General features: G+C 40.3%; 11 protein-coding genes. 2 read left to right on the plus strand and 9 right to left on the minus strand.

From position 1 onward, the window contains the following. Positions 1 to 9: 9 nt before the first annotated feature. The 5 genes from AABJ51_RS15155 to AABJ51_RS15175 all read right to left on the minus strand — a co-directional run bounded on the left by AABJ51_RS15155 (position 10) and on the right by AABJ51_RS15175 (position 9,269). Positions 10 to 2,445: a beta-glucosidase gene (locus AABJ51_RS15155; RefSeq protein ID WP_338373245.1), complete on the minus strand. Its 2,436-nt coding sequence runs from the start codon at positions 2,443 to 2,445 to the stop codon at positions 10 to 12. A 130-nt stretch (positions 2,446 to 2,575) separates the two neighbouring features. After that, entirely contained in the window at positions 2,576 to 3,376 is an 801-nt protein-coding gene (locus AABJ51_RS15160) for a histidine phosphatase family protein (RefSeq protein WP_338373246.1), read from the minus strand. Between the two features lie 19 nt (positions 3,377 to 3,395). Beyond that, entirely contained in the window at positions 3,396 to 4,322 is a 927-nt protein-coding gene (locus AABJ51_RS15165; protein ID WP_321577300.1) for an endonuclease/exonuclease/phosphatase family protein, read from the minus strand. 200 nt (positions 4,323 to 4,522) lie between these two features. Further along, a complete protein-coding gene (locus AABJ51_RS15170; protein ID WP_338373247.1) occupies positions 4,523 to 6,883 on the minus strand; it encodes a TonB-dependent receptor in 2,361 nt (786 codons plus the stop codon). A 70-nt stretch (positions 6,884 to 6,953) separates the two neighbouring features. Then, positions 6,954 to 9,269, minus strand: a complete 2,316-nt coding sequence (locus tag AABJ51_RS15175; RefSeq protein ID WP_338373248.1) for a glycoside hydrolase family 3 protein — start codon at positions 9,267 to 9,269, stop codon at positions 6,954 to 6,956. Between the two features lie 219 nt (positions 9,270 to 9,488). Between AABJ51_RS15175 and AABJ51_RS15180 the strand changes: the two genes are divergently transcribed. Next, complete coding sequence (locus AABJ51_RS15180; protein ID WP_026626362.1) at positions 9,489 to 10,250, plus strand: NUDIX hydrolase; 762 nt, start codon at positions 9,489 to 9,491, stop codon at positions 10,248 to 10,250. Between the two features lie 10 nt (positions 10,251 to 10,260). Here the strand turns inward: AABJ51_RS15180 and AABJ51_RS15185 are convergent, their stop codons facing one another. The 4 genes from AABJ51_RS15185 to susR all read right to left on the minus strand — a co-directional run bounded on the left by AABJ51_RS15185 (position 10,261) and on the right by susR (position 13,781). Then, the gene (locus AABJ51_RS15185) at positions 10,261 to 11,118 is read right to left on the minus strand and encodes a TIGR01777 family oxidoreductase (protein ID WP_338373249.1); all 858 of its coding nucleotides are present in this window, start codon (positions 11,116 to 11,118) and stop codon (positions 10,261 to 10,263) included. Further along, positions 11,115 to 11,552, minus strand: coding sequence for a pyrimidine dimer DNA glycosylase/endonuclease V (locus tag AABJ51_RS15190; RefSeq protein WP_338373250.1), 438 nt, complete (start codon positions 11,550 to 11,552; stop codon positions 11,115 to 11,117). Before AABJ51_RS15190 ends, AABJ51_RS15185 begins: the two co-directional genes overlap by 4 nt. Before the next feature lie 7 nt (positions 11,553 to 11,559). Continuing rightward, complete coding sequence (locus tag AABJ51_RS15195; protein ID WP_338373251.1) at positions 11,560 to 12,039, minus strand: glutathione peroxidase; 480 nt, start codon at positions 12,037 to 12,039, stop codon at positions 11,560 to 11,562. Positions 12,040 to 12,122: 83 nt separating this feature from the next. Next, a complete protein-coding gene (gene susR, locus AABJ51_RS15200; protein WP_491844609.1) occupies positions 12,123 to 13,781 on the minus strand; it encodes a SusR family glycan utilization regulator in 1,659 nt (552 codons plus the stop codon). A 1,133-nt stretch (positions 13,782 to 14,914) separates the two neighbouring features. On the opposite strand from susR, the gene AABJ51_RS15205 reads away from it, so the two are divergent. Then, positions 14,915 to 18,022, plus strand: coding sequence for a SusC/RagA family TonB-linked outer membrane protein (locus tag AABJ51_RS15205; protein WP_338373253.1), 3,108 nt, complete (start codon positions 14,915 to 14,917; stop codon positions 18,020 to 18,022). The last annotated feature ends 41 nt before the right edge of the window (positions 18,023 to 18,063 follow it).

The raw sequence follows: 18,063 nt of genomic DNA on the forward strand, positions 1-18,063 counted from the left end.
ACCAACCTGCTAAGGTCGTAAGTCGGTAAACTTAATGTCGGGAATAATGACATTGTTTACCTTCTCGATAATCCTGTCGTCCGACAGAGTGAATGATGATGTTTGTTGAATGCCCCTCGACGAATTGCCAATAAGAACTTTGTATGTTCCCCCGTCGGCAATCCATGCACATTGCTGTTCATTAAAAGATGCAAGGTCTTTAGGCGATAATCTGAAATATACGGTTTGAGTTTCTCCCGGCTGCAAAAGTTTTGTTTTGATAAAAGCTTTTAACTCTTTTTCGGGTTTATCAATGGCTCCTTTAGGTGCAGACAGATATAGCTGGGCTACTTCTTTTCCTTCTGTATTTCCTGTATTCTTAACATTTACGGTGATGTATAATTCTTCTTTAAAGTTCTCTGAACTGATTTTGATATTAGAAAAACTGAAAGTAGTATATGACAATCCGTAACCGAATTCATAAGCGGGCTTTATATTAAATGTATCGAAGTATCTGTAACCAACATAAACGCCTTCGCTGTAGGTGATATCCGTGGGTTTGTCGATAGGGGTTCCCTGAAAATTTCGGGCAGTAGAGAGGTCTTCGTATTTCACAGGGATGGTCATTGCCAGTTTACCCGAAGGGTTTACTTTGCCCGATATTACATCTGCAATAGAATTACCTCCTTCTTGTCCGGGAAGCCACGAGAAAAGAACCGCATCTGCTTTATCGCTCCATCCCGTTGTTTCTATTATTCCTCCCGTATTTACTATTACTATCACTTTTTTTCCGGCTTGATGAAAAACCTCCGAGACATTGTTTATGAGATTGTGTTCGTCCTGAGTCAGATAATAGTCTCCTTCGAGTGGGCGGTCTTCCATTTCACCCGAACTGCGTCCTATGGTAATGATGGCTGCATCACAAGTATTGGCTGATTCACGGATGAGAGACTCTTTCAGTTGAGGCTGAGGCATGAGTGGTATCAGCATAAACGGGTCTTTATTTAGTTTTGTTTTAAGGTCAGATTCTTCTTTTTCTACAAACTTTCGGTATATATTATCCAACTTTCCATTGATAGAATATCCCGCATTTTCCAAACCCTGCATCAAAGATACAGTATAAGCCTTGTTTACATCGCCGCTGCCCGTACCTCCGGCTATCATTTTATATGATATGCTGCCGAATATAGCGAGATTCTTTTGAGCGGAATTTAGAGGCAAAGCTTTTTGCTCATTTTTCAGTAGTACCATTCCTTCTGCTGCAACTTGCCTTGTAAGTAATGCGTGAGCTTTCAGATCCGGAGAGTCGGAGTATTGATACCCTTGTATTTTAGGTGAGTTGAATATCATTTCCAATACACGTCTTACACAAATATCCAGATCTTTTTCGGAAAGTTTTCCATTCTTGATATCTGCTTTCAGATTGGCGATTTGCATGCGTGTACCCGGCATTATCAGATCGTTTCCTGCATGGATTTGCTGAGCCGTATAATTTTCTTTCAGAGATATAGCACCATCACTCACTAAATTGATTCCGCTGCTGTATCCTCCAAACCAGTCGGTCATCACCAACCCTTTGAATCCCCATTCATTTCTTAATATATCGGTGAGCAATCCTCTGTCGGCCGATGTATATGTACCGTTGATGAGGTTATAAGAAGACATAATTGTTTTAGGGTTCGATTCCTTCACTGCTATTTCGAATCCTCTCAGGTAAATTTCTCTTAATGTCCGTGCCGATACATGTACATTCAAGCCCATACGGTTTCTTTCGCTGTTATTTGCGGCGAAATGTTTCAGAGAAACACCCACTCCTTTGTGCTGGATGCCAAGGGTTATAGCTGCTGCAATTTTACCCGAAACAACAGGATCTTCCGAAAAGTATTCGTAGTTGCGTCCGCAAAGCGGGTTTCGCATAATATTGAGAGCCGGAGCCAATTGTATATCCGAGCCATATTCGAGAGCCTCGTCTCCGAGGGCTTTCCCTACCTGCTGCGTCAACTCCTGATCCCATGTCGAAGCCAAAGAGATACCTGTAGGAAATCCGGTAGCATAGAATGTTTTATCCGAATTCTTCCGGGTTGGCATGATTCGGACTCCTGCAGGGCCGTCTGTCATAATTACCGCAGGCAGGCCGAATTTCTTCAGTGGATATGTTGATCCGGCAGCTCCCGGCAGCATAAAACTCTTGTCTTCCATAGGAGGATCTATGGCTTCAAAACCCGTTATCTGCTCGAAGCCTATCATTCCTGTACCCATCACCAAGTTTATTTTATCTTCTGCCGACAAGCGCGAGAGCAGGTCATCTACCCTCTGGCTTATGGGCAGCAAGGTATTTTCGTAAGGGTCGGTCTTCCCGTTTTTGTTGAGGTCTGCATTCACGGGTTGTGTTCCCTGAGCATTTGCAGATACTGTTGCCGCTACTGTGAGTAGCGATGCTAATTTGATCTTCTTTAGAAATTTCATATGCTTTTAAATTGAAAGAAGGTATGTTCAAAATATTATTTAAACATACCTTCCTGAAGTTTGTATTCTGTTAAGCTCTCAGAGTTTTTTATTGTTATAGGCTAAATGAATAACAGAAAGGTCTGTGACCTTATTTTCCTGATAATTTCTTTCCGGCTTCTACATAGCTCATATCACCGAATGACTCAAGCGTGAACTTTCCGTCTTTGTAAATGACTTTACATACAGCGGCATTTCCCATATGCCCTGCGCTCGGTTTTTTACCAAAACTGTCGAGATCCGATAAGAATACGCCGATAGACATACCATGTCCTACGATCAGAATATTGCCACCTCCGTTTGCCGCTTCTTCTTCGGCAATCTCACGGAGAGCTTTTTGTCCACGTGTTTTTACATCATTGTAGTTTTCTCCGATACCCAATGTTTCCAATTCTTTAAAAGTATTGATTGCTTTAATCAAAAGACCCGGATCGTCTTTCATTGCATCCATCATGTCTTTTTGAGATTTGAAATGAAGATAATGTGCAGCATCTGTCCACATTCTCATATTGAGGTCTCCTTCGTAACTGCCGAAATTGGTTTCACGTATCTGAGGAACTTCGGTTATTTTGATATCGGTTTGCCCCTTTGAATCCAGTACAATCCGGGCTGTTTGACGTGCACGTCCGAGGTCACTCGAATAAGCAGCCCTGAACGGCACGTCTTTTAAGCCAACACCTAAAAATTCGGCCACTTCAACCCCGGGAGGAGTCAAAGGGGTGTCTGCCCATCCCTGTACGCGATCCATTGTATTTAGAATCGTTTTACCGTGACGGGCTATATATAAAACCACAGTATTATCTTTATCCTGCGCTTTTGCTTTCTTTTGAGCAAAAGTGCTTGGTACGAATGCCAGCAATGCTGCAACTAATAATATTTGGATCTTTTTCATTGTTATTTGTGTTTATTGTTTATTTATTAAAATACAATACTACCGGATAATGATCTGAGTAATAATCAGTAAAAGAGTCCTTGATGAGATTGCATTTTATAATGTCTTTCTTCATATTACCACTTACGTACAAATAATCATAGCGAAGCGGATCTTTTGCCTGATCATAGAAAAGTTTAGTCGGAGCCGAGGCCTCGAATTGAGGATGGAAGTGCTTGAATGCATCTATGTATCCGGCATCCAGAATTCTTTGCTGTATTGTATAATCCAACTCATCGTCTTTGCCTAGATTGAGGTTGTGAGGTCTCTTCTTTCTGTCTTCACGAATGAAATCACGAACCCGGTTATTAGCGTATGCACTCTTGTCAAGAGGCGATACCGAGTTGAGGTCACCCATAAAGAGCCATTTTGCATCGGCTGGTTTTGATTTCATTGTGGCTAATATCTGGTCGATCTCATATCCTCTCTTTTCGGAAGAGAACGGATGAAAATGTGTCACCATAAAATGGAATCCTTCTATTTCGGCTTCAATAAATCCGTGAATATTATTGTCTAAAACTCTGCGGACATTTACAATCGGATATTTTGATGTTATAGCTACAGGAAAAGATACAGAACCGTCAGCAGATGGTTCTCTTACTATTACCACATAAGGGTGTCCGTAACTTTCGGCTAATTTTCTCAGATTGTTGGGGTTTGCTCCTTTAGGTGCAAACTCATAAGTGTCAGCGGTAAAACCATTCATTTCCTGCAAGGCGAGGATATCCGGATCTTGCTGGCGGATCCATTCAGCGAATTTTGACTTATTTTCGGTCGAATCCTGCCGCATACCCCAATATACATTGTAACTGATTAATTTTAAAGTCTTTTTCTGTGCGTATAATTGTACGGCTGCTATACTGCAAAAGAGTATGATAAATGCCGATTTGATATGTTTTGTATTCATAAGGCTTGCTGTTTAAAGGTTTTATGTGCCTTTTATATAGTAGGTTAACTCAACTTTTAGCAGCAGATGAGTAAACTAAGACTTCGAACCTCTTTTGAGAGAGAGCTATAATAGGGGAATTATGGCTTTTACGAGGTTCGCTTATTTAAATGTCTGTTTATGGGTTTGTTTACTCATCTGCGACCAGTGTATATCAGACCTTAAAATCTGATTCTTGTTTTAAATTCTACTGTAAACGGACGGATATATGTTCCGGTCAGAGGCTTGTCATACAAAGCAGTCGCTTGTTCGGCTGTAGTTGTATTCGTTCCTGAAATTGAACCTTGAGCTCCGCTTTGATTCAGCAGGTTAACTGCACTTATGCTGAAATCTACATTTTTATCGTATTTATAGTTGAATCCAGCGAATGTTTCCCAACGAGATGCAAAAATCAGGGTATTAGGGTAGTTCGCATATTCTTTGCTGAAATAACGTGCACTTGCCCAAACTCTGAATTTGCCGGCAGCTCCCCATGTATAGCTTGGGTCGATTTCGATTAGGGTTTTTGATACGCTGCGTGCTATATTACCGCTGTTGTCTACTGTCTCCTGATAGGTTGATGTATGTTTGCCATCCGAAGTTTTTGCTTCGTAATCGATGGTCATAGCATAGTTTTCGTATTTGGGATTTTGCAATGTCAACAATACATGCAGGTTGAATCCTTTGAATGGAGTAAATAATACGTCGGTAGTCCATCCCATGGTGTTTACATCGTAACTGCTTGTTTGCTTGGTGGTAGCAGAGAATTTTTCTCCGGGATAATCCTTGTCTGTCCACGTTGCATTAAAGGTCGAATTGTTCTTGAAATTGGTGCGTTTGATCTTCGTGAATTTAGATACTAAGCTTACCATCGGATGATTGAAGTAAACTCCGGCTGAATATCCGGGGATCTCACATTTTGCGATATTGGGATCATCTGCTCCGGCATATGAACTCAATTTACCGGCTTGTTGTATATAATAAGCATCGGCTAATACACCAAAAGTGTTTGTTATTTTATACATACCGCTTGCTGTAGCAGATACGTTCCACCAATCTTTTTTAACATCAGTAGTATTGCCTGAAACCCAGTCCGTACCTGCGGCTTTTCTGTCGGCTGCAGTATACCAGTCTCCGTTTACGCTTTGCCATTCGATACGAGTGCCAAAGTCAAGAGATAATCTATTGTTAGGAGTCCATTTTTCAGTACCTACTAATGCCATCTTATTATCAGTGCCGTTATAGTACTGCATTGCCTTGTTGTAGCCGGCGTTGCCGTATTTGTCCGATTGATTTACCCATGCAGTACCATCCCATTGCTGTTTGATAAGCCCTTTAGGATTAGGAGCTACTTCAAACTGATAATTGTATGTGGCACTGTTTGCTTTATCTACATTGTAGTACCAGTTGTGAAATCCCACCATCCAGTGGTGCTTGTCAGACTTTTTACTCAATTCGAAGCGAGCCATTACCGTGTTTTTTTCAGACCTGGGAGAATAGATCATCATACCGTTCTGAACAAGTCCCTCGTATACATTCTGAGGATTGTCGGTATATACATATCTGCTATCCCCTTTTTCGGGAGTTGCACCGGATGCAAGACCTTGTCCGATAGCAGTCAGGTAAGGATTATATAATCCCGAGTTTGCATAATGATAACGTACGGTATAATCAAGTTTCATTCCGTTGCTGAAGTTGTGGTCTCCCAGCAGGTCTATAACATGTGATGTGCTTGCTGCATCACTCATGGCATCCCATGTTTTTTCTTTTCCGGTCAAAGGGTCAATTGCATGGATAATACCCGATTGTTCGAGGTACGCATCGCGTCCGATCTTAAATCCCGGAAGTTTATCTACAGTTCCGTCCTTACGATAAATGTATGGACTTTGTTTTGCATTGATAGATGAGCTGTATGCAAATTTGTATTGCAGCCCTATTTGTCCGTGTGCATATTTTTTGTTGATAACACCCTTCAATATCTGCGTTTTATCCATGAATTGAGATATGTTGGAGCGGTATGTCCCGGGATCCATATTAACGAAACCCGTAAGAGAGTAGAAGAAACCGTTTTTCATAGGACCGCTAACATTTACATCGCCACGCAATAATCCAAATGAGTTGGTAGTGAAGCTGGCACTGCCCTTGAACTTATCTGTACCTCTGTTAGACCATGTACTTACCGATACGCCTACATCGCTGGCAAATATGGCTGTTTCGGATACATTCAATACTCCGAATTTTGCAACGCCGGCATCGTTTCTCCATACAGCTGTCGGAGATTGTCCCATAAAGTCGTAAGTAACCGGCAATCCATTTTCGAGGATAGTAGTTCCTCCCACACTTGCCGGTAATCCGATATTAACAGTACGGGGGCCATTGTCGGCAGATGCATTTAACATTACATTAGATGTTTTACCTACCTTGGTTTCTGTGCTTTTGATCGTGTCAGTCTTAGCCTTAGTGTCTTGGGCACTAAGACTTGCTGTAACGGCAACCGACATAAGAGCAATCAATCCGGTTTGGCTTAAAATTTTCTTTTTCATGGTTTTCGATTTACTAGATTTCTTGTTTGCTTGAGTGTCAAAATGTTTGTCTGAGTGTATTTCAAAGGTGTTATTTAGAATACCTTTGGGTTCTTGCGTCTTTAATTATTCCTTTCCAGTTGAGTCCAAATCCAAAATCGTATTTGTTACCTTCTGTATCTTTGTGGCATTCCATATCGAATGGAACATCTTCGTTTTGTTTTTCTACAGTTGCCATGTTTGCCGGCATTTGTACGGGTAGTAATCCCGAAGGTTCGTATTTTCCCGAAACAATGTCGAGTACAGCCTGTTCGGATACTCCGAAACGAATAACGATACCGTCTGCTTTGTCTTCAAATTCATTGAATACCATCGGACGGGTGGCATTAACAACCACTATCATCGGTTTATCACCCATCATCTTGCGTGTAGTCAGTATTGTATTCAGATCCATTGTGTTATTTACAGTTGTTGTTTTATTTTTGTATGACCTGTTGGCAATTGTAGGATCGATAACGGGATCTCCGGCTGCGATACTTTGTCCACGCCCTTCTGTCGCGGTATATGTTCCGTATTGTAGAGAGATGGGCACATAGCCATTGCCTCCTTTTTTGCGGTCATCTATGCTGTAACCTCCTCCATCGGCATCGACATGAGGACTGCTTACAAATACCATTGCAAAATCGGCTTTAGTCGGATCGGAGGTCACATTGTAGTATTTTTTTACGATGTCCATATTTACAGGATAGTCTAAAGTCGGTTCACCCCATATGCCCCACCAGTTAGAAGTTGCCGGACTGTATATTTTAGGTATATACACTGTTTTTTTATCCGATACAGGAAGTATATTATTTTTGTTTTTAAGCATTACAATCGATTTCAGCTGCGCATTATATCCTGCCTGCATAAACTCGGGGCAGCCTACAGTTGACGAACTTTGTTGTGGATCTAGATATGGATTTTCGAACAGCCCCAGACGGAAGATATTTCTAAGAAGGCGAACGGCTGATTGTTCGAATCTTTGTCTCATGAAAGTCTTGCCATGTTCTTTTACTCCCATCTGGTATGCTGCTATAACGGGTGCGACCTGATTGTTTCCTCCAAATTGGTCTACTCCGGCCATCAAAGCCATATAATGTCTTTCGTTTTCATTCATATTTTCTACACCCCAAGGCTTTCCTCTAAACTGATCGGGTGTGCTGCCTTCATCGTGGGTAATCATCCAGTCGGTACAAACTACCCCGTCATAGCCATATTTCTCTCTGAGCAGGTCGGTGATGATGTATTTACTGAATCCGTTTGCATAATTGGTTCCGTCTTTAGCCTGATTATAAGATATAGTATAATAAGGCATTACAGCTGATGCTTCTTTTGTTTTTCCATCTAGTTTGAATGCTCCTTCGGTAAATGGTTTCAGATGCATCTCGAAGTTATTTCCGGGATATACGGCAAACTTACCGAATGCCCAGTGTCCGTCGCGTCCACCTTCTTCGGGTCCTCCGCTCGGCCAGTGTTTTACCATTGCATTAACACTGTTGTATCCCCATCCGTCTTTTATCTCGGCAGAGCCTGTTGATGTCTGGAATCCATCGGTATACGCACGCCCCATATCTGTTACCAGTTTGGGGCTTTCTCCGTAGGTCATGGAGATACGAAACCAGCGGGGTTCTGTTCCCAGATCTATCTGCGGCGATAGAGCCGTTGTAATACCTAAGGCTCGGTATTCTTTTGCAGCAACTTCCCCGAACTGCTTCATTACAGCCGGATCGAATGTTGCTGCCATAGCCAGCCCATCGGGCCATACCGAAATTTCTCCGCTGCCACCGGCATTGAATTCTGCCTTTACTCCACCCGAAACTTGTCCTGCATGGCGCGGATCGGAGCTGGTATTTCCCGGAATGCCCAATCCGATGCTTTCGGCATACGATTGCATCGAATTATTCCACTTCGCGGCAACTTCGGGACTTTCAACTGTTACTATTAATATATGACGAAGATTATCTTCCTTCAGTATTTTTTTTTGTTCGTCCGTTAAATTCCACGGATTTGCACCGCTTTCTTCAATAGACTTGCCATTGTAGGTTCCTGCGCCGAATCCCGAGGCTTTAGCAGGGATTGTCTGATGTCCGCTGTAGAGCATCAATCCGGCTATTTGTTCTACAGACATGCGTTTTGCAAGGTCTTTAGCCCTCACTTCTGCAGGTAGCCGCCAGTCTTCATACGGGTCGAGTTTTCCGTTTTTATTGAGATCCTTAAATTTTAGGCCGTCTTTGGTGATAATTTTTATTCCTGAGTTTGGAGAATATCCGAGTACTGTACCATTCTGATTTTCTACTTTGATAAAGTCTTGGGAAAAACTGCAAAGAGATATCGATAGTAGAGGTAATATGACTAGTTTCTTTTTCATAACCAGTAGCTTTTAAGAGGTTGTTTGAGATTGTTTCTAAAAGCAAATGTATCTTAATATTTGTAACAATCGCTATAATTGTGCGTTAAAATAACGCATCCATGTTTTACAACATATTTATGCGTTGTTTTAACGCACAAATTAGAATTGTTAAATCTGATTTTAATGTGTATTTTTGCGGTATAAGACCCCAATAAAGAATTGTTTAGAAAGATATAGATGAGTAAGAATGTTTTGTATCCTTATTCTTCAGAAAATACTCATCCGGGTTTTTCTGTAGATTGTGTAATTTTAACTTTGCACGAAGGTAGGATAAAGGTATTGTTGGGTAAGCGTGACATAATATATGATTATTGGTCGCTGCCCGGAGGATTTATGTTTAAGGATGAAGATGCAGACGAAGCCGCGCGAAGAGCATTGCACCGGTTTACGGGATTGCAGGATGTCTTTATCAAGCAATTCTATTTATTCAGTAATCCGGCTCGGACTATTATCGAACAAAACAGAGATATGCTTGAGAAACAACAGGCTGCCCATGACGAAAGGAATAACTGGTTTCTGCAGCGTTTTGTTTCTTTGGGTTATTATAGTCTGGTTAGATATGAACGGGTTTTGGAAATGGTAAAAGAAACGGATTCGCTCAGGTGGTACGACATATCGGATATTCCACCGCTTTATTCCGATCACGAGAATATTATTCGTACGGCTCTGGATACTATAAAAGCACTGCTTCCTGTTATTCCGGTAGCGTACGAATTGCTTCCCGAAAAGTTTACGATGTTAGAACTGCGGAAGATTTATGAAATAATTCTCGACAGAACATTCGACAGGCGCAATTTTCAAAGAAAGGTATTGATGAATGGAAATATCATACAACTCGATGAGCGAAAGAAAAGCAATGCTTATAACCCTCCGATATTATATTCATTTGATCCGGAGATGGATAAGAATATTACTACAATATCGAATACTAGTTTGTAACGGTGTCTGCTTAATCGAGCAGGTTAGAACAAAAGTCGGAAATGGTGGGGCTCTTGAATATAAAGTCCGATTCCTGTAGTTTCTTAGAGCTCACATACTGCCCTTCGGTCAGAAAAGATGCCGATTCACCCATGATGCAGCTCAGAACGGGTGCAGGTATTTTTAAAGGGATAACACCTCTGTAGTGTTTAGCAACATAACGTATAAGGGAATTCTGAGAAATTGTTTCAGGTGCTACCAGATTAACGATGTGTTTTATCTCCTCATTATATATAATGTATTCGATAGCTCTGGTGAGATCAGCGAGGTCAATCCATGGGAAATACTGCCGTCCTGATCCGAGTATGGGTATCAGCCCGAACTTTGTAGGTAAAGCCATTTTTCCGAAAGCTCCGCCTTTGTCAGCCAGTACAATCCCAAATCGGGTAATGCAGAGCCTTACATCTGATGAGAGATTCTGAGCTTCTGTTTCCCACTCTTCACACAGATCGGACAAAAAACCTGTACCTTTCTCAAATACTGATTCGTTGTGATGCCCTTCGGAGTGATAGTATCCTACGGCAGATGCAGAGAGCAGCAGCAAGGGCTTATGTTTGGATAGATTGATTGTTTCCACAATCTTTCGGGTAGTTATTATCCGGCTGTCTCTTAATTCTTTCTTGTATTTATTTGTCCATCTTTTGTTTATAGATGCTCCTGCCAGATTGATAACAATATCCGCCTGAGACAAAATGGAGTGTAACATTTCCTTATTCTCATCGGAGAGAGTGGCTCTATTGATGGGAAGTATAGAATGCCCACGGCTTTCAAAGTAGTGAGAAAGGTTAGTTCCTATGAATCCGGATGCTCCGCTTATTGCTATTTTCATCTGATAACCTCCCATTCTTCAATATCTCCTTCTATGACGTGAAATAGAGGATGAATCAGAGTTTGACAATCAGGGGTTTGTCCGATATTCAATAGAAATTCGGGATTACGTATTTTTAGTTTATCGATCAGATGTTTTTGTTCATATACGATCTGACCCGAAGTTACAGCAATGGGTGGGATGGAATCTGTCAGCATGATTTTTTCAGGATTATAAGAATACCCCCTGCGTTTGGCTTCTCTGTATACACAGGTCAGATAAGCATTAATATAGAGTATCGGATCGGAAGAATTTTTGAAACGTTGAAGTTGAGGATGATTTGTATATCCTTTGGTTTTACCTTCCAAAACATGTTTTGCCAATAGTCCCTCTCTCCAGCAGGCATTTAGTCCGGCCGGATCAAGATATTTGGGATGGATTGACCAAAGTCTCATACCGGAATTATTTATTTAAAAGTTCTGCAATTTGATCTTCAATTTTAGAAGGACGGGTAATAGGTGCATATCTGTCTACGACATTGCCTTCTTTATCGATCAGAAATTTTGTAAAGTTCCATTTAATAGCTTCACCAAGGAATCCTTTTTCCTGCTGTTTAAGATATATGTACAAAGGGTCGGCGTTTTTACCATTCACATCAATCTTAGCGAAAGTGCGGAAAGTCGTTTTGTATTTGATTTCACAGAATGAAGCTATTTCTTCATTACTTCCGGGTGCCTGTTTCCCGAATTGATTGCAAGGAAAATCCAGTATTTCGAATCCTTTATCCTTGTATTTCAGATATAAATCCTGCAACTCCTTATACTGGGGAGTAAATCCGCAGGCTGTAGCTGTATTAACTATCAGTAGTACTTTCCCTTTGTATTGCTCAAGGGATACGTCGTTGCCTTTTGTATCTTTTACCGAAAAATCGTATATACTCATATTGATATCGTATTTTTAGGTTATAACAAACAAAAAGCAAATTCGATCATCTATTTGAAATTTTTTATCAAAAAAGACAGAATTTAGGCTTTGTTGAATGTCCCGATTCGTTTTGCTGCAACTTCAAAGTCTTCGCGCGCTACTTTTGCTTTGTTTTTCATCTTTGCCCGGTAGTTATATATCGTGTTGACTGAATAGCCTAGAAAACTAGCAATTTTGTTGCTGTCGTTTATTCCCAGCCTGATCAGTGCATATATACGCAGCTCGGTGTTTAATATCTCACCTTTCTTCAAAATAACATGTTCTTCATCGAGCAGTAACGAATTGAATTTTTCTATAAAGTTGGGAAACAGATGCAGGAATATGGTGTCGAAATTGATGAATAATTCTTTCAGTTCGTTGTCTTTCAGTTCATTATTTCTTGTTGTTTTGTATAGTTCGTCAATTTGTTTATCCTTTATTTTTGAATTGACCATCTTCCGGAAAGAATCAAGCTTGTCTATATAATTTAAACATTCGCTGAGGAAATACCCTATATATTCTTCCTTTACTTTATTGGCTTCTACTGCATCTGAGTTAATTTCGGAGAGCTTTTTATTAACATCGGAGAGTTTTTGATTTAGATGGTTTAATTTGGCGTTAGATTCTTTCATGTGTTTGCTGATAATGATACCCTTACGCATTTGTTTGTATACATAGCAAACGGAAATGACAAGGAGTACCGAAAGTATGCTGATAACGATGAGAAATATGCTGAGGGTTCTTTTCTGTTCATCGCTTTTCTGTTGGTAGGCTTTGTCTATGATAGTCTGAATATTTAATATTTCGGCACTTCTTATCCGCGTATTGTAATCATTGATGTTGTCAAGTGAATACCTGACATAGTAATGTGCACGATCTACATCGCCTTCTTTCATGAGTATATCTGAGAGCATGGTTATTGATGCGTTATCTTTTATGGCCGATTTCACATCCGAAATTGCCGACATCAGCAGGTATCGTTTTTCCATATCGTAATTATTTGCGAAACGGTACAGTAATGCCCGGTGGAATGCTACATATGCATATTCGGGAGTTCCCTCTTTAGTGAGAGCCAGCCGTTTATTATTGATCAGCAGGGCAGCAGGTATATCTCGTCTTTCGCGGAGATTTGTTTCTTCTACTTTCAGATATTCTTCCGAATTTTTATCGGCAACCTGTAATAATGTATCGGCGTAGGCATGTGATATTTTTCTGTACAGACCTTTATTTCTTAGGTCTTGCGTATAGAGAGCCAATCCCGAATATATATAACGGTTGGTAAGGTAATACTGTACTTTTTGTTTCTCGTCAAAAAATCGGGTCTCTACGTTTGACATCACGTCTATAGCTTCTTTGTATAGTCCTAGAGATGTGAAAATATATGCAAGGCTGATAGATGTTTCATTGATCCGGTATTGGTCGTTTAGAGTTTCTGCTATTTTCAGATTCTCGTTCAGATAAAATATAGCAGAATCTGATACGTAAGATTTATATTCGTTGTATAAGGACTGATTCAGAGCATAGTTTAAGGATGGAGAACTGTTTAGCTTCCTCTTCTCTGCTTTAATGTTGTCAATTTTAGAATTTTTCAATTCTATATAAACTTCTTTGTGCGATATTTTTTCATCTAACTCCTTAAATAATGAATTTAAAGAGGGTTCAGAGGAAAATAGGTGAACAGATAAGCAAAACAGGGTTAGGATAAAAGTGAGTAATTTCATAGTTTTTTTCAGATCTTAAGGTCTTAAACCGATTTATTCTATTTCATGAAGCATTTCTTTCGACTCGGCAAAGTCAAAATAAATTTTACGTTTGCTCTCGCTACTTGAAATGTTCTTTAAAATTAGATACTTTCTACGTGTAATCATAGATTACTTGTATTCCTTTTGGCCAAAGCACCAAAAGGAATCAAAAGGTCTTTGGCACTTCGAGACTCTACCTATTTGACAACGTTTACCGGAGAAACTAAATAAAACTCGCCTTACAGGTTCAAGAAGCATTTAATTTAAACGCCCGTTTCACTGTCAGATTACAGCTTCACCTCTGTATACGTCCTAGTTTAGTTGTCCCCTCGTCCGTCAGACTCCCGACCTCGGCGGAAGATCCGGGTACCCGCTGCACGAAGAAAGCGTTAAAAGAGAAATAGATATCAGCGATAATCATTTTTATTTGTCTAAGCTTTCGATGGCTGATCGGGTCGGGATGAAGACGCAGTCTTGATTTTTTGTTTCGTTTTGCATCAAAGCAAAATAAAAAACAAACCCGAGAGGGTGCGTTAGTAAATAGCATAAAATAAAAGGACGATTTACGAACCTAACGACTGATTGATATTATCCACACAGGCATACAGCAACGGTAGGTTCTCGTTTTAAAACACGCCACTAAATACTTTCTGTTACTTGAATACTTGTTTTTCTACTTAATAAGTCAAAGATAAATATATTTTATATAAAAATAAATCGATCTTTTTTAACAAATAATATTAAAATAAAGATTCGCCTTTCTATCGTAATTAAATCATAGGCACGTTTTTACTTCTGTTTTATTTTATGCCCCTTGTTCTCCCCTTTTTTTTAATGTTTATGAGTAGTAATTTGCTGTAATATAGATGGTCTGTGTTTTTATGATTTCACTATTTGTCTCATAGTAAAAACACTGTTTCTATTTCTCGATACTTTAGCTCATGCAATTGCGGCATCAGGTCGAAATATTTATAAAAAAAACTAAAAATTGAGAATTTGTAGCTCTCATGTTGAAGACCAATTTAAATAAGTATACTACATGTTGTACAAGGTCAGTATGGCGGATTATTTTACCCTGATGTAATTTGTTGAACTTTAAAATTTAATATTTCATGAAAAAAAGCAAATTAAGGCTCTTCCAGAGAGGCCAAAAAATTCTGTTGGCTGTATTTGCACTCTTCTTATCATTAAGTGTGGTTGCTCAGCAATCAACGGTAACGGGTGTTGTTCTGGATGCTTTGACCAATGAACCGTTGATTGGTGTTGCGGTTACCCAGAAAGGTACGTCCACGGGTACTATCACTGATATAGATGGTAATTTTAGTATAAATGTTCCTTTGGGTACAAACCTAGTGATTAGTTATATAGGCTATCAACCACAGGAAGTAAAAGCTCTTGCCCATCTGAAAATCTTACTTTCCGAAAATACTCAGGCGCTCGATGAAATTGTAGTTGTGGGTTACGGTACACAAAAAAAGGTTAACCTTACCGGAGCTATTGCTGCAGTAGATGGGTCTACTATTGCTGCCAAATCGTCATCGAATGTACTGGCAGCCATGCAGGGCGAAATGCCCGGTGTTGCCGTATTGCGGAGCAGTGGCAAGCCCGGATCCGAAACTTCGGGAATGAGGGTCAGAGGCTTCTCTTCTATAAATTCGGTTTCGGCATTGGTGCTTATTGATGGAGTAGAAGGAGATTTGACCTTACTCAACCCCGATGATATTTCAAATATATCGGTTCTGAAGGATGCTGCTGCCAGTTCTATTTATGGGGCTCGTGCTGCAGGCGGGGTAGTACTTGTTACTACCAAAACAGGTCAGGTTGGTACACCTCGTGTTTCATATAACGGATATTTCGCAGTGAACAATCCTACAAATATGCCCGAACGGCTGCCTGCTTGGGAAGAACAAGTGTTTATCAACGAATCACGTATGCAGGCAGGAGGAACCCCCGAATGGAACGCCGAACAATCGTCTTGGATTGGTAATCCGAATTTCAATTATCGTCCCAACAACACAAACGGACGATGGGACTTATTTCAGGCGACTGATTGGGTAAGAGCCGGAACCCGGGATTATACAACCCAGCAAAACCATTCGGTTTCGATCTCGGGAGGAAGTAAGGATATCAACTATCTGGTGTCGGGTAACTTCTTTACAAAAAACGGTATCCTGAAATACGGGCCCGATAAAAACGAACGTTATAACCTGCGTGTGAAATTAGGTGCTGTATTGAATAAATACATGGATCTGTCAATCAATGCAAGCTATAATGGAAACTTTACAGAAGAAAATCCGTATGGAGCGGAAAATATTCTCGAAAGGCTTTACCGTGTCCGTGGACGTCAACCGATATTTAATCCCGAAGAAGATGTTAATTACAAGACCAATCCTTATAATGGAGACCTTCAGGTAAACCCTATCCAATTGATGAAAGAGGGAGGATTGAATGAGAGCCGTTATGAAGCATATATGGGGAAAGGTGAGTTGAATATAAAAGACCTTCTCCCCGGATTACGATTCAAGTTGAGTGCATCCCGTCAGGCTGGATATTATAATAATACAATTTCGAGAAGAACTCTGATCTGGTACGATCGTTTGGGTACAGGAATCCGCTTTGCCGCAAATAACCCAAATTCATTGGAAAAAGTGAAAAACTATACGTTCCACGATAATTTTGAGGCATTAGCCTATTATGACCTGAAAAAAGGAAAGCATACCTTCAATCTACTGGGAGGTACGACCTACGAAAACTATCGGAAAGACGAAATGAAAGGCGTTGCGAAAAATCTCAATTCTAATGATTTTCCAACATTCAATGGCTATGACTCTTCACAGGCGACAAATACCGAGTTGAGCGATAAGATAGAGACATGGGCTATGATGTCTTACTTTGGCCGTTTCAATTATAATTTTGATGATCGTTATTTATTCGAAGCTAATATCCGTTACGATGGAAGTTCTCGTCTGGCTCCATCAAACCGTTGGAAAGCATTCCCCTCATTCTCTTTCGGATGGCGTATCAATGAAGAAGCATGGTTTAATGTTCCTCAGATCGATAACCTCAAATTCAGAGCATCGTGGGGGCAGTTAGGTATTGGTGATCAAGGTTTGTACGATTATCTGGCCGTATTGAAAGACGGCTCTCTGATGGGTGATAAGTATTACTATCAGGAAAAGCTCCCTTCTGTTACTAAAACTTGGGAAGTTTTATCTACTACAAATATTGGTTTAGATGTGAATGTGCTCGCAAACAGATTGACTTTTACAGCCGATTATTATTGGAAACGTAACAATGATATGCTGATCGATTATAATCTGCCGAATCTCGTGGGGGTAAATGCTCCTGTTGGAAATATAGGGGAAATGAAAAGCTGGGGGTGGGAGCTTCAAGCAAGTTGGAAAGATAAGGTGGGAGATGTCAGATATCAGGTTGGATTCAATCTTTCGGACAGTCAGAATGAATTGATAAAGCTGAATAATTCGAAAAAAGTGTCGGCTGGCAGCAATAAACTGATCGAAGGTTATGCTTTAAATACAATATGGGGATATAAAACAGATGGATACTGGTCGAGCAGAGATGAATATCTGGCGTATAAAGCAGCCAACCCCGGCTATCAGTCCTTTAATGACGCAAATGTCGGAGGTGGAGATGTGAGATATGTGGCACAAGGTAAAGCTGATCATATAATTGGAGCAGGCGGCGGTACTCCTGACGATTCGGGAGACTTGGTTTATCTGGGAGATTCAAACGGACGTTATTTATTTGGTTTTAATCTTGGAGCTCAATGGAAGAATTTCGATATCTCTGTATTATTCCAGGGAGTTCTGAAGCGTAAAATTCTCATAGATACAAATACATTGGCTCCGTTTCAGGCGACCTCCAATATGCCATGGACTATCCACCGTGACTATTGGACTCCCGATAATACCGACGCCTTCTGGCCTCGCTTATACAATCAGAATACATTCAATTACAATCCTTCGGACAAGTGGGTACAGAATGCCGCTTATATCCGCCTGAAAAATATCCAGTTCGGCTATAATATTCCCATAAAGAAAACAATTGCCCAAAAGCTTCGTGTTTATGTGTCGGGAGATGATATCTGGGAACATTCTGATTTACTCAAAGTATTTGATCCCGAAGTGGGAAATGATGCTAAAGCTACTTATTATCCTTTCTTCCGTACATGGTCTTTCGGGGTAAATCTAACATTCTAAGGTCGCAGGCCTATTTATTAATTCTAATTTGTTAACGACAA

Source organism: Indolivaga capnocytophagoides (assembly GCF_036511535.1).
Taxonomy (GTDB): domain Bacteria; phylum Bacteroidota; class Bacteroidia; order Bacteroidales; family Dysgonomonadaceae; genus Dysgonomonas_A; species Dysgonomonas_A capnocytophagoides.